A 13,697-nucleotide genomic window follows, 5' to 3' on the forward strand; every position below is an offset into this window, starting at 1 on the left:
AGGAAATTTTAGGTGCGTTTATCCAGAATAGCCCACAACAAAAAACCTTCAGAGAAATTCCTGAAGGTTTATCATTTTTTTATACATAAGTGACTTAACTCGCCTTAACCACACCCAAAGTATACAACTGTTCCATGGTTGGTGTTTCACTTCCGCCTGCAGGCTCTAAAGTAATTCCAAAGGCTTCACTGTCGTTAGGGTTAGGAAGTTCGAAGATCTTGTTGGCATCCTGGTCAAACTGGGCGATCGTTCCTAAACTGGTAGGGGTAAGCGGACTCAATTTTAACGACCATACCTGGTATACTTTGCCGCGTGGCGGATCGGGTAAACCCTGTGCATCAATAAATACGCGCTGTTGGTCTTTATCCCAATACACCTTGGCATAGGTGTTCGTAAAATCACCCTGACCTTCCAAAGGCACTTGCTTAATTTCAGCATCACGTAATACAGATAGTAAAGTTTGGGTCTCTTCCAGGTTGTTACGCGATTTTTCTATTTGTAATTCCAATTCGGATTGCTGCGTTTCAGCAGTTTTGATATCCGTTTTTAATGTTCTGTTCTGATTTAAGGTCCACAATAATCCCGCAGCCAATACAATAGAAGCGGCCCAACCGGTATAGGTTACCCAGTTGTATTTTGCCTTTTTAAGGGTGATGACTTTCGGACTTTCCGTTTCCTTAGGCGCCTCGTGAATCTCTGATTTTACCTTTTCCCAAACACTTTTGGCTTCTGCCGGTGATGCCGCTGCAGTAAGTTTCAATACAGCCGACTCGATAGCTAAAACCTCCTGTAATATTTCAGGATGTTCCTGGATCAAGGCATACACGGCCTCATTTTCCTTTTCGGAAAGGGCACCTGCAACATACAGTTCTAGTATTCCTGAGTCTATGTAAGCATTAACATCCATGTGATAAGGATCTGGTATTATAAATTAAAAATAGTTCTTTCACTTTATTATTTTAAGACCATTTCTCTTAGGTCTTTAATACAATTTCTATTTCGGGTTTTTATGGTGCCAATTGGCATTTCCAAAGCCTCGGCAGCTTCTTGCTGTGTAAACCCTTTAAAGTACAGCAATTCTATAACCGCTTTACATTTTTCAGCCAGTTTCTTTACAAACTTGGCAATTCCGATCGCATCCGTTGATCGATCCAGACTTTCGTGCGTTTCAATGATATCTACGAAAAAATCAGCATTGAGGTTTTGTTTTTTCTTTTTGAAACTCTTAGAGCGTGTTTTATCAATAGCGGCATTGCGCGATATGTTTAACAACCAGGTGAAGAACCTGCCTTTTTTAGCATCGTAGTTATCGGCCTTGTGCCAGGCCTTGATAAAAACATCTTGCATTACTTCTTCCGCAATAGCGTCATCACGAACGATATTGAAGATCACCCCATGCATACTTTCGCTGTACATCTTATATAGTGATTCAAAAGCTTTTTCGTCTTTGTTTTGAAATTGTTTTACCAAAAGGTCTAGATCCATGGATGATGATTTGGTTTCGAAAATACTAAATATAAAATGAAAAAGCTACTGCAATTACAGTAGCTTTTCATTAATTAAGTTTATAAATTCTTATTTTACTTCAATGATGCCTGCACAGCTTACACGTGCTCCCGCTGCACCGGATGGTTGTGAGGTGTAATCATCGGCCCCGGCGTGTACAATAACACCTTTACCTATAATATTTTTGTTAGGATCATCACAGCCAATACACCATTCATCCGTAGAGAAGGTAACCGTGGCATTGCCATCAGCATCAGCGGTAAAATTACCAATATCACCTTTATGGTATCCGTTGGCATCGCCCCATTTTCCATGCGGTTGTGCTGTTGGATTCCAGTGACCACCGGCAGATTTTCCGTCAGGCGACGAACAATCTGAAGATTCGTGTAAATGAATCGCATGAACGCCGGGTTCTAAACCACTCATTTTAGCCGTCATATTTACCACGCCATTTTCCTCTTCAAAAGTAACCGTACCACTAACATTACTATCGCTTTTTGGGTTTAGTGTAGCCGTTACCATTTTAGGAGTCATCGTACTTTCAGCAGCTTCCATCATTGGAGTTTCGGGCATGACAGCATCATTATTATCTTCTTTTTTGTTCTTACAACCTGTAAAACTAAGGCTGGCAAGAACCGCTATTAATACTATTTTTTTCATGTTTTGGATTTTATTTGGATTTAAGCGAAAGTTACGCTTTTACAGAACCAATTGCAAATATCCGACATGACAGATGTCATGTTTTTTTCGAAACGCTTCCGGTACATTTGAAAATAAAACTACTCTTTTATGTGCTACACCTTAGTGAACAAATATAATGTTCCCGGACCTCGATATACCAGTTATCCAACGGTACCGTACTGGAACGCTGACGATTTTTCCCTTAAAGACTGGAAAAGTTCTGTTTTAAAAGCATTCTCGGATTCAGATCTTGAAGCGGGTATCAGTTTGTATATTCATTTGCCGTTTTGTGAAAGTTTGTGCACCTTTTGCGGCTGTCATAAACGGATCACCAAAAAACACGATGTAGAGCGTCCTTATATTCATGCCATTTTACGTGAATGGGATTTATACCTAAAACTGTTACCACAAAAACCGCTGATCAAGGCGCTACATATTGGTGGTGGTACGCCCACATTTTTCAGTCCTAAGAATTTACATTATTTGATCACAGGTATTTTAAAAAGAGCGATGGTGGCTGATGAACACGAATTCAGTTTTGAAGGTCATCCAAATAACACTACAAAAGAACATCTGCAAACACTTTTCGATCTCGGTTTTCGTCGGGTGAGTTTCGGTGTTCAGGATTATAATGAAACGGTGCAGCATGCCATTCACCGTATCCAAACCTTTGAACAAGTTGCATATGTTACTAAAACAGCTCGGGAAATGGGCTATACTTCCGTAGGGCATGATCTTATTTTTGGATTACCTCGTCAAACGCTGGAGCACGTTCAGGAAACTATCGAGAAAACAAAACAACTAAAACCCGACCGTATCGCCTTTTACAGCTATGCACATGTGCCCTGGAGAAAAGGCAACGGGCAACGTGGTTTTGGTGATGCCGATGTGCCCAAAGGACAAGAGAAACTAGAGCAGTATACAGCTGGGAAAAAAGCCCTGATAGCTGCCGGTTATCATGATATTGGTATGGATCATTTCGCGCTTCTGCAGGACACTTTGTATAAAGCTTTTGAAACAAATCAACTGCACCGCAATTTTATGGGATACACTGAAGTGAGAACTAAACTTATGATTGGTCTGGGTGCTTCAGCCATCAGTGATAGCTGGTATGCCTTTGCTCAAAATGTAAAAGGTGTAGAAGAATATATGCATTTGCTAAATAATAATATTTTTCCCGTTTACCGAGGTCATATTTTGAATGAAGAAGACCTTGTGATAAGAAAGCATATTTTAAATTTAATGTGTACCTTTAAGACAAGTTGGTCTGATGAAGAAGATTGGTTTGAAGCCCTTCCGAATGTACTTTCCCGTTTCGAGGAGATGGAACATGATGATTTGGTGAAAATCGATTCCAACGCGTTAGAGGTTACTGACAAGGGAAAGCCCTTCATACGAAATATTTGTATGGCTTTTGACTTATTACTAAACCGGAAACAACCGGAAACCAAGTTGTTTTCCATGACTGTTTAACTAAAAAAAGACACGAAAAACAAATGAAAAAAATTATTGTACCCATAGATTTTTCTGAACATTCAGAATATGCTTTAGAAACCGCAGCGAATCTTGCTAAAAAATATGACGCCGAATTGTTGGTATTACACATGTTGGAAATGTCTGATGTGATGCTTACCGCTTCGGATGATCTTCAAAATCAAAAGGCCGCCTTCTTTTTGCAATTAGCTGAACAAAAATTTGAAGAATTTTTGAAAAAGGACTATCTGAAAGACATTAAAATAACCCCCATTGTGAAACATTTTAAAGTTTTTAGCGAGGTGAACGATGTGGCGGCTGAAAATCATGCTGATCTTATTGTTATGGGATCTCATGGTGCCAGTGGGGTAAGAGAGTTTTTTGTGGGCTCAAATACAGAACGCGTTGTACGAAATGCTCAGATTCCTGTTCTAGTGATAAAACAAAAAATGGGAGATATTAATTTTGAAGATGTGGTCTATGCCTCCGATTTTAGTGTAGAAAGTATCGAAGTGTATCATAAAGCGACCTTGTTATTCAAATCTATAGGGGCGAAACCCTACTTTGTACATGTAAATTTACCGAATGAGCAGTTTAGAAGCTCAGCTGAAATTGAGAAAAAAGTGGTTGACTTTTTCCAAAAAGCCGAGGGTAACCTGGATAAACTGGATGATGTATACTACGTTAATGATTACACTATTGAAGATGGTATTTTAAATTTTGCAAATAAAATTGGTGCAGATCTTATCGCTGTGCCAACACATGGTAGAAAAGGTTTAGCACATTTCTTCGAGGGAAGTATCAGTGAAGATGTTGCCAACCATGCCACGCTACCCGTAATGACCTTTAAAATGTAATCTCTTCCAACTAAATTGGCGTTTATGGCATGTCCGGTTCCGGGCGTGCCAAAACGTTATACAATGCCGCCTTTGTATTATTAAACGCTGTTTCTAATTCTATAGCTTTAAGCTTGGCATCTATGAGCTTCGATTCTCGTGTATTTACCAGGAACAAAGCACTTTCACCTAAAAAGAATTTTCGTTCCTCTGCCTCCAGCATGGTTTGATAATCGGCTACAATAACTTCAGTGTATTTGGTTTGATTCACATAGGAGGCCAACTCCTGGTTCAAGGCATCGATCTTGTTCCTCAGGCTTACCCTATTTACAGCGATATCGAACTCCATGTTCTGCATTTTTAAATTAGCCAAACGCAAGGCACCACGTTCTTTTCTTAAGAACAAGGGGAAATTTACTTGTAAACCACTTTTGTAGTTCATGGTATTAAAGGATGAAGCTAATTCCGGTGTTTCGGATAAGAATTGGTATTGTAGATCGATTCTGGGCAATAAGGCATTCATCTTCAATTTGCGCTCTAAATTCAGACCCTGCAACTTATAGTCCAAAGCCTGAAGTTTTGGATGTACACTCAGATCTAATTGCTCCATGTCCAGAGCTGAGGTGTTTAAAACAGTATCAACCGTATTGCCTGCTTCTACATCCGGGATCATTTGTTCTCTTAATTCCACGGGTGTGTTATCATTCAACCATAAAAAATTTGAAAGCGCTAACCCGGATTTTACGTAAGTTATTCGCGCCTTTTCCAGATTCAATTTTCGCGTATTTAAAGTAATGCGCGCCTCTAGCGTATCAATGGCCGGTAATTCACCACTTTCATAACTCTTTTTTATACCGTCAAAGCGGAATTGTGCGTTCTCCAGAAATGCCTCATAAACCTTCTTTTCATTGTAGCTCTGCAACCATTTGAAATAACTTAAGGCGGCCTCGTATAAGATCTGATTTACCTGTAATTGTTGTTCGGCTTTAGCTTGTTTTACATAAAGTCGGGCTTGTTTCAATAAGGCCATACGTTTGTTGATCAAGAGGTCCCTCATCAGGGAAACCGATACGCCAACACCGAACAAACCATCATCAGGGACTGTTTTTTCGGGACTTAGATATAATCCGTCATTATTTTCATAGGCCGCTTTTAATTCTATACCATACCAGGTTGGGATCTTGAAAGCAGTATTAAGTTGATTATAATAAGAGCTGCCTTTAAATTCCTTTTTGGAAAAATCAACTTCCAATTTAGGGTCAAAAGCACCACGAGATTCCATTAATTTCGCTTCACCTTCACTAGCTATTAAACGCGCCTGCTTAACCACGGGATGAAAAGTCTTTACATAGCCCAGGTACTCAGCAAGAGTTAATACCTCGGGGGGATCCTGAGCAAAACTAAATGTGCTGGAAAGGCATAGTAGGCAGATTAAAACATGCTTCATCATCTAGGGTTTTTTGTCAGCTGACATTTTACTTTCAGGCTGATAATAATTGGGTGGAAAACTATTGATCTGACGCCATAGTTCGAACCAAATAGGGACATCTTCCAGTAGGGCAATAGTGCGCGCACCGGATCCTACCCGAATGGCTTCCGGCCAATCATGATCTTTTTCATCGGGTGCTAATAACACCCGGTATTTTCCGTTAGAACTTATAAATTGCTCAATAGCCACAACCTTAGCACCATACGTACCGTATGAAACATTGGGCCAACCACTAAAAACAATAGCCGGCCACCCATCGAACTGTACACGAACCTTTTCACCAACGTGAATTAGTGGTAAGTCGATGGGTTTAATGTAGGTTTCAACGGCCAAATCATATTTGGCTGGCATAATGCCCACCAGATCTTCACCGGCTTTGAATGTAACCCCGATTCCGCCGCGAAGAGCTTTGTTGATAAAGCCGTCTTGAGGTGCTGTGATGTAGAGCAGATTTTGACGCATACTGTAATTGGTGTAATCATTTTCAAGTTTGCTCACCTGTGCCTCGGTATCAAACTGATTGGATTGTGCCGTAAACATGTCGCTCTGCGCTTTAGAGATTTTATCCACATAGGACTGACTAATTCTTGAGAGTTCAATCTCTGCATTTATCACCTCATTTTGGCTGGCTAAATAATTGTTTTCCTTTGATATAAGTTTTGCTTGTGTTTCCTGTAGTTTTAAACGATTTTCTTCAACATCCTTCACGGCTTTCAGGCCTTCCTGCTGAAGGGTTTCTACACGTTCGTAACGCCTTTCAGCAATGGCGATGTTGGTTTTTGCGGCTTCCAGTTCGATGCTATCGCTTTTTAGCTTCAATTGGGCCTGCCGTAATTTGTTTTTGGTTTGTTCAAATTTTAAACGCTGTTCTTTAGATAGTGCCGAGATCTGTCTGTTCAAAGCTTCCACCTTAGATTGATAGGCTGATACTGCCGAACTTTTTGATTTGATCTGCTGGTTGGTTCTTTCTACCAACTGACTGTCGAAATAATCGCTTTTAATCTCAGAAATACGCATAATGGTATCGCCAACCTTCACAGAATCCCCTTCCTGAACATACCAGGCCTCTATACGCCCCGGGATTTGAGATTGTATGGTCTGTGGTCGTTGGTTCGGTTTTAAGGTGGTTACCAGACCACGGCCGGTAATGTTTTGAGTCCATGGTAAAAATAATACGATAAAACCAACAATGGCCACGGCCAATAAAAAGCGATTAAAATGTTTGTAATACGCTTTATTGAATACTGATTTGCTTGAATTATAACCAGATAAATCAATATGTTTACCAACTTTATTATTTGAAATGTTAAGCATTTTTCTTGGTTTTAAGTTCACCTTTTTTCAACACAATGACTTCGGAGCATTTTTTTCTCCAAACGTCGCTTCCACTTACTACAATTAAGCCCCAGGGACGATCCTTGTGTGTTAAATAGTTAATGATACTCTCTGTTTCTTTGGGGTTAAATCGATCTAAGGCATCTTCTAAAATAATGAGTTTCGGGCGCTTTAAGATAGCTCTGGCCAAAACCAATTTTTTCGATACCGTATGAGACATTTGTTTTCCATCGGGATATAGAATGGTTTCTAGCCCGTTGTGTTGTTCTCTGATGAAATTATTGAGACCTACTTTTTCGAACACCTCAAAAATCATGTCATTACTAATATCCTTATCGCCAAAGGTTACATTTTCTCTAATGGTTCCCTCAAATGGTGTTTCCTCGGTTAAGGATAATCCTAATTCGCCGCGATAATAGTTTAAATTAACTCCGGAAATAGATAAATTATTAATATAAATATGCCCGGAAGTAGGCTCAATAGCACCTGCAATTAAGCGTAAAAGTGTAGATTTTCCTGAACCGCTTTCTCCCTGCACTAACAGTCTGCTTTTACTGCTTATTACTAAATTCACCTTGTTGATGATTGGACTTGGGCGATCAGGAACTTCATAACTTACATCGTCCAGGGTTAAGGTAAGGGTATCTTTAATAATGTCTTTTTCTCCTTTCTGACTCTCCAGGTCTTTATCCATGATCTGGCCAAGTTTTTCCAGGGAGGTCAATACATCATAAAATGATTCTAACCCTATAATGAGTTTTTCAACGGATGCAATAACCAATAAAATAATGATCTCGGCCGCAACAAATTGCCCTATATTCATTTCCTGATTCAATACTAAAGCACCACCGATCAATAGTAAACTGGCGGTAACGATCACCTTAAAAGTGATCATTTGAATAAATTGGATCATCAGGATCTTAAAGTGACTCTCACGGGCTTTTAAATAATCCGCTACCAGGGTATCATTTTTTTGAAGACCCAGACTGGTTTTTCCGGAAAGTTTGAAACTAATTACCGTTCTGGCAATTTCTTCAATCCAGTGCGCTACTTTATATTTATTTTTTGATTCGTTTAAACTGGTTTCCAAACCGCGTTTTGCAGTGAATTTAAAGACGACAAAAACCAAAACAAGCAATAACAAACCGAATATGATGAAAAACGGATGATAAAAGGCCAGTAGGGTTAAGGCAAAAATAATTTGCAACACGGCTGTTGGAACATCAATTAAAATTTTCGATAAACCTTTTTGGATAGCCAGGGTATCAAAAAATCGGTTGGCCAACTCCGGCGGATAATAATTCCGCAATTCTGACATTTTTATTTTAGGAAACCTGTAAGTAAGCTCAAAGGAGGAGCGCATAAAAATCCGCTGTTGCAATGTTTCTATAATGCGTAATTGCATCAGTTGCAAAACCCCTGAAAATATAACACCCAAGGTTACTAAAATTACTAACACTACCCATGATGTGGATATCTGCGCCCCTTGTATCAGGTTTATGATGGCCTGAATACCCAAAGGAAGGGTTAAAGCTACAACCCCTGCGAAAATCGCATAGTATAAAATTTGTAAAATGTCTCGGCGCTCAAGTTCTATTAATCCGATCAAACGTTGCCAGGGACTCATTGTAGGTACTGCCATATTTAAATGTTTAGGGTGTTAAATACAAGATTGATGTAAAAATCTGTTGGGGTAATATCTTTTTTGCAATCGGTTAAAGATTCAAAATGATCCTTAAAGAAATGTTGATGCAAACTGCCATCTATTACCGTATTAGCCAAACTCGATGGAAACGGATAGTCAGGATTTACCTCCAGGAAAATATCGCGTAAGCGCTGAACAATACTTTTATAAATATTGAAATAACCCTCTTTATTCTCCTGGTCGACCGTTTTGGTTAAAAAGGATTTTGAATTTTCATTGATAATGATCTGGTTCAGTAATACCTCGTTAATATGCGAAAAATTAGAATCCTCCTCAGTGGTGCGTGATACGATCTCAATAGCTTTTTTGAGCTTTTCTCTTGAATCCGATATACTATAGGTTTCCAATACCAATTGATATTCCAACCAGGCCCAATACCAGGAGGATAAGTACAACAATAATTTGTGTTTACTTTCGAAATAACGATATATAGAGCTTTCATTCGAGCCAATACGTTCGCCCAACTTCTTAAAGGTAAATGCATCAAAACCGATCTCATTAATCAAAATGATACCGTGTTCTACTATGCGCTTCCCTAAATCAGACGATTCCGGATCTTTAACATAGATTTTTTCCGGGACCGAAATTCTTAAATTTGAAAGTAAACTATTCATTTTTAATAATATTGAATGCAAATATAATAGTAATACTATTAAAAATGAAAATTAAACTATTATTTTTTAAAAAATTTTAACAATTATATTAAAATCAAAAGGTGGAAGAAATATTATGAAGCCTTGTGGTTACAAGATTTAATGGCAACTCATGTGGGCCGAAACCATATCTTGAACAGGCGCCGGAGAAATGTATGGAATACCTAAACCAAGTCCTCTTAAGATGAAAACTATAGCAACAAGGCCAACAAAAACAGGTATCAAACGCTGAATTTTGTTTCGAACGGCAGCCGATAAAATACCACTCATGTAAATAGCTGTGGTCATTAAAGGAATAGTTCCTAAGCCAAAAAGGAACATATAAAAACCGCCCATAACTACTCTACCACTTGCAATGGCCGCAAAAATGGCCATATAAACCAATCCACAAGGCAAGAAACCATTTAGGAATCCTATGGTAAAAAAAGTATCTGCTGTTTTCTTTTTTAAAGCGCTTCCTAAACCTGATTTCACTTTTGAAATGACTTTATAAACCGGTTTTGTAAAATTTAACTTGATCAAATGTTGATGCGGCCACAGAATGACAAGCAACATAATAATTCCAATGGCTATCGATAATTGTTGCTGAAAGCCAAACAAGTACAAACCTTTACCCAGCCATCCAAAAAGCAAACCTAAAATGGTGTAGGTCATCAAACGACCCGCATGATACAAACTTATTTGACCAATTTTCTTATACGAATTACTGCGATCTACCGGAAGCAAAAAAGCAATAGGCCCACACATACCAACGCAGTGCAAGCTCCCAACCAAACCAAATAAAAATGCGGCGGCGATCATGCTAGTAAATTAAGTTTTGTTTGTATAAATAGTTCGTGTTTTCGTAATGCCAGTCTACGCTCAGATCCCAGCGACCAGAAACCAATTTGTCCTCAGGAATCAATAGGCTATGGCCCGAAAGCACAATAGGTGTTTTAAAATCCAAATGCTTATTCGATGGTCTGTATAAAAGGATCTCGCCACCAATAGCCTCAGGTTTCATGGTCTCAGGAAAATAGATCACCAAACCATCAGCCGTATGTTCATATCTTAAATTCTCATTTAAATTTTCGGCATTTTTCAATTTATTTATAGATTCCTGATAGCTTAATTCTTCGCCGTAATAATCCTCTGTAACCAGGTCGTAATCATAGTTTTTATCCACCATCACGCTAATAATAAAATACAGGATAAAGCTCATAAAACCTGCAAATGCCAATACAATTCCGGTACCCCAATTCCATTTCATAATGTTTTGTTTTTTTAGATCCAAATTAAAATTCAGATCGGTTATTCAATATTTTTATTTTGGGCGTTTCCCTGCGGGTCGGGCTTTTCGCTATATCTTTTTTTCATGCTTCAAAAAAGGATGCCGCTACAATCCCTGCCTGCCGGCAGGCCTAACGCACTTCTTAAAACCTTCTGGGGCCAACAAAATTCGCCTTCGTCGTTTCAATTAATTTATCACCTTCAAACACCCCTATTTTTATCGTGTTTCTATCCCCTTTCAAATCGGCATTATTTATATCAACAAAAAAGGTTCCCTGCGCCATACCTTGCCCCGGAATGGTAAGCGTGTCGTGAGTTGCAACACGTTTTAAAACACCCGGACCATTCAATAATTTCAGGCGCACGTTATCGATATCTTTGGTGGTCTTATTCACCAGTTTATAGGTAAATACATTACTGATCATATTATTTGGCTTGTGTTGGTATAACTGTCCCGGTAATCTTAATACGGTGGCCTCAACGTCGTTTCTTAAGAATAACATGCCGGTAAGCAAACCAACTAAAATGGCCAGAACGCCTATGTAACCTTTCATTCGGGCGGTTAAGCGGAACTTTTTCTTTTTACTTATTTGAGCTTCGCTCGCATAACGAATTAAACCTTCTGGTAAATTCACACTCCGCATAATGTGGTTACATTCATCAATGCAAGCCGTACAGTTTACACATTCCAACTGCGTTCCGTTTCTAATATCAATTCCTGTAGGGCATACATGCACACATTGAAAACAATCAATACAATCACCATAACCCAAAGCTTCCCGATCTTCATTCTTTTTGAATTTTTTTCTACCTTTTTCTCGCTCACCTCGCTTATGATCGTAGGCCACCACTACAGATTCCTCATCCAAGAGTACACCTTGTAAACGTCCGTAAGGGCAGGCAATAACACAGACCTGTTCCCGAAACCAGGCAAAAACAAAATAGAAAACCCCGGTAAAAATGATCAATGGTACTAAGGTGCTTATATGTTCTGATGGACCTTCCGTTACATATTCAAGCAACTTATCGCTACCAATTAAATAAGCCAAAAAAACATTCGCGATCAAAAAGGATATTAATAAGAACAGGATGAACTTTAATCCTTTTTTTCTGATCTTTTCAGCATTCCAAGGTTGTTTCGATAATCGGATCTGTTTCCCGCGATCGCCTTCTATCCAATATTCAATCCGGCGAAAAACCATTTCCATAAATATGGTTTGCGGACAAATCCATCCGCAGAACAAGCGACCAAAAGCCACCGTAAAAAGGGTTACAAAAACGACCCCTATGATCATCGAAATTACAAACAAATGAAAATCCTGTGGCCAAAATGGGAAGCCGAAAATATGAAATCTTCGTTCCAGCACATTGAACAGTAAGAACTGGTTACCATTCACTTTTACAAACGGTGCCAAAAATAGAAAGGCCAATAAGCCGTAGCTCACCCATTTTCTGTAATTGTACCATTTGCCATGCGGTTTTTTTGGGAAAATCCAGTTGCGTTTTCCGGATTCGGTAACCGTTCCTATTGAGTCTCTAAAACGTTCTTTTTCCTCGGTTTCCAAAGCAATATTATCTTTTTAAAATATTATTCTGTCGATTCTGTTGCAGGTGTAGCCTGATCAGTACTACTTGTTTCCGGTTCCCAAAGATCGCCTTGAGGTGCTTTTGGGTTTGCCGGAGTAGTGCCTTGCAGCGTTAACACATAACTGGCCACCTGGGCAATTTCTAAAGGTTTTAGCTGTGATTTCCAGGAGATCATACCCTTACCGGAACGTCCACCTTCAGAGATCGTTTTAAAAATGTGTTTGATTCCACCACCTAAAATCCAGTATTTATCAGTAAGGTTAGGCCCAATACCACCTCCACCGTCGATCATGTGACAGGGGATGCAATTGGTTTCAAAAATCTTCTTTCCGGCATTCAGATCTGAAGCATCGGTAAGCTGTGTCACCGTATTGATATCCACCAGGTTTTTTGCATTCTTTTTGTATTCTGCAACAGCTTTTTTAGCTTCTGCCATTTCGGTTTTAAAAGCCTCATACTGATTGGGAGCGCCTAAAACGTGATACCGAATTAAATACACTGCAGCAAAAATGATGGTTAAATAAAAACCGTATATCCACCAGGGTGGTAAGCTGTTGTCCAGCTCTTTAATGCCGTCGTAGTTGTGATCTAAAATGATCTCGTGTTCTTCTTCAATAGGTTTTTGCGCGATAAGCTTTTTATAGATCTTTTTAATCCATGTGAACTGCAACTTTTTGTTCTTATTTGCTAAAAAGGCTTCTTGTTGCTCCGGGTTTAATTTTTGAAGCATGATACCTTCCATGGCACTGATAATACCTTCCATGGCGATTAGGATAAAGAGTACCAAAAGGAGAAAAAGGAGCACCATGGGGTACACAACAAATGCCGGTTTACTGCTTCCAGTGTCTATGCTATATTCCACAATACCAAAAATGATAAAGAATACAACCGTTACGCGGATCCAAGATGGAATTAAGTTTTTCATTTGTTTGTTCTTTTAGTGTTTTCTATATGTTTTATCGAATTGATTTTCTAAATCATTGCGGTCTTCCAAAGGCAGCTGACTCACTGTTTTGATATATTCTTTTTTAGCGGTAAACACCCACCAAAACAACACAACAAAAAAGATGAAGAAAATAAGCAGCGAGATAATAGGGTATATTTCAATTCCTGAAATACTATCCATATGGTGTTTTACAAACTTTAGCATGATCTTCTTATTA

General features: G+C 39.0%; 14 protein-coding genes. 2 read left to right on the top strand and 12 right to left on the bottom strand.

The window, feature by feature from the left end; genetic code table 11:
* Positions 1 to 94: 94 nt before the first annotated feature.
* The 3 genes from ABD682_RS07605 to ABD682_RS07615 all read right to left on the bottom strand — a co-directional run bounded on the left by ABD682_RS07605 (position 95) and on the right by ABD682_RS07615 (position 2,166).
* Positions 95 to 907 (bottom strand): anti-sigma factor, encoded by an 813-nt coding sequence (locus ABD682_RS07605; RefSeq protein WP_344740517.1) that lies wholly within the window; start codon positions 905 to 907, stop codon positions 95 to 97.
* A gap of 47 nt (positions 908 to 954) precedes the next feature.
* Positions 955 to 1,485, bottom strand: a complete 531-nt coding sequence (locus ABD682_RS07610) for an RNA polymerase sigma factor (RefSeq protein ID WP_344740518.1) — start codon at positions 1,483 to 1,485, stop codon at positions 955 to 957.
* Positions 1,486 to 1,575: 90 nt separating this feature from the next.
* Positions 1,576 to 2,166, bottom strand: coding sequence for a superoxide dismutase family protein (locus tag ABD682_RS07615; RefSeq protein WP_344740519.1), 591 nt, complete (start codon positions 2,164 to 2,166; stop codon positions 1,576 to 1,578).
* Positions 2,167 to 2,295: 129 nt separating this feature from the next.
* Here ABD682_RS07615 and hemN point away from each other — a divergent pair, with 129 nt between their 5' ends.
* Together hemN and ABD682_RS07625 are read left to right on the top strand one after the other, a co-directional pair.
* Complete coding sequence (gene hemN, locus ABD682_RS07620) at positions 2,296 to 3,660, top strand: oxygen-independent coproporphyrinogen III oxidase (protein ID WP_344740520.1); 1,365 nt, start codon at positions 2,296 to 2,298, stop codon at positions 3,658 to 3,660.
* 23 nt (positions 3,661 to 3,683) lie between these two features.
* The gene (locus ABD682_RS07625; protein ID WP_344740521.1) at positions 3,684 to 4,517 is read left to right on the top strand and encodes a universal stress protein; all 834 of its coding nucleotides are present in this window, start codon (positions 3,684 to 3,686) and stop codon (positions 4,515 to 4,517) included.
* Between the two features lie 22 nt (positions 4,518 to 4,539).
* Here ABD682_RS07625 and ABD682_RS07630 read toward each other — a convergent pair whose 3' ends face one another.
* The 9 genes from ABD682_RS07630 to ABD682_RS07670 all read right to left on the bottom strand — a co-directional run bounded on the left by ABD682_RS07630 (position 4,540) and on the right by ABD682_RS07670 (position 13,684).
* Complete coding sequence (locus ABD682_RS07630) at positions 4,540 to 5,946, bottom strand: TolC family protein (RefSeq protein ID WP_344740522.1); 1,407 nt, start codon at positions 5,944 to 5,946, stop codon at positions 4,540 to 4,542.
* Complete coding sequence (locus ABD682_RS07635) at positions 5,947 to 7,299, bottom strand: HlyD family secretion protein (RefSeq protein ID WP_344740523.1); 1,353 nt, start codon at positions 7,297 to 7,299, stop codon at positions 5,947 to 5,949. It abuts the gene before it with no gap.
* Entirely contained in the window at positions 7,292 to 8,962 is a 1,671-nt protein-coding gene (locus ABD682_RS07640) for a peptidase domain-containing ABC transporter (RefSeq protein ID WP_344740524.1), read from the bottom strand. The genes ABD682_RS07635 and ABD682_RS07640 overlap by 8 nt, the downstream gene beginning before the upstream one ends.
* Before the next feature lie 2 nt (positions 8,963 to 8,964).
* Positions 8,965 to 9,639 (bottom strand): TetR/AcrR family transcriptional regulator, encoded by a 675-nt coding sequence (locus ABD682_RS07645; protein ID WP_344740525.1) that lies wholly within the window; start codon positions 9,637 to 9,639, stop codon positions 8,965 to 8,967.
* Between the two features lie 138 nt (positions 9,640 to 9,777).
* Complete coding sequence (locus ABD682_RS07650; protein WP_344740526.1) at positions 9,778 to 10,479, bottom strand: sulfite exporter TauE/SafE family protein; 702 nt, start codon at positions 10,477 to 10,479, stop codon at positions 9,778 to 9,780.
* Between the two features lies 1 nt (position 10,480).
* The gene (locus ABD682_RS07655) at positions 10,481 to 10,927 is read right to left on the bottom strand and encodes a FixH family protein (RefSeq protein WP_344740528.1); all 447 of its coding nucleotides are present in this window, start codon (positions 10,925 to 10,927) and stop codon (positions 10,481 to 10,483) included.
* 163 nt (positions 10,928 to 11,090) lie between these two features.
* Positions 11,091 to 12,512: a cytochrome c oxidase accessory protein CcoG gene (ccoG, locus tag ABD682_RS07660; protein WP_344740529.1), complete on the bottom strand. Its 1,422-nt coding sequence runs from the start codon at positions 12,510 to 12,512 to the stop codon at positions 11,091 to 11,093.
* Between the two features lie 23 nt (positions 12,513 to 12,535).
* Positions 12,536 to 13,459 (bottom strand): cbb3-type cytochrome c oxidase N-terminal domain-containing protein, encoded by a 924-nt coding sequence (locus ABD682_RS07665; protein ID WP_344740530.1) that lies wholly within the window; start codon positions 13,457 to 13,459, stop codon positions 12,536 to 12,538.
* A 12-nt stretch (positions 13,460 to 13,471) separates the two neighbouring features.
* A complete protein-coding gene (locus ABD682_RS07670; protein ID WP_344740531.1) occupies positions 13,472 to 13,684 on the bottom strand; it encodes a CcoQ/FixQ family Cbb3-type cytochrome c oxidase assembly chaperone in 213 nt (70 codons plus the stop codon).
* Positions 13,685 to 13,697 lie beyond the last annotated feature (13 nt).

This window comes from Gaetbulibacter aestuarii, assembly GCF_039537665.1.
Classification (GTDB): Bacteria; Bacteroidota; Bacteroidia; order Flavobacteriales; family Flavobacteriaceae; genus Gaetbulibacter_A; species Gaetbulibacter_A aestuarii.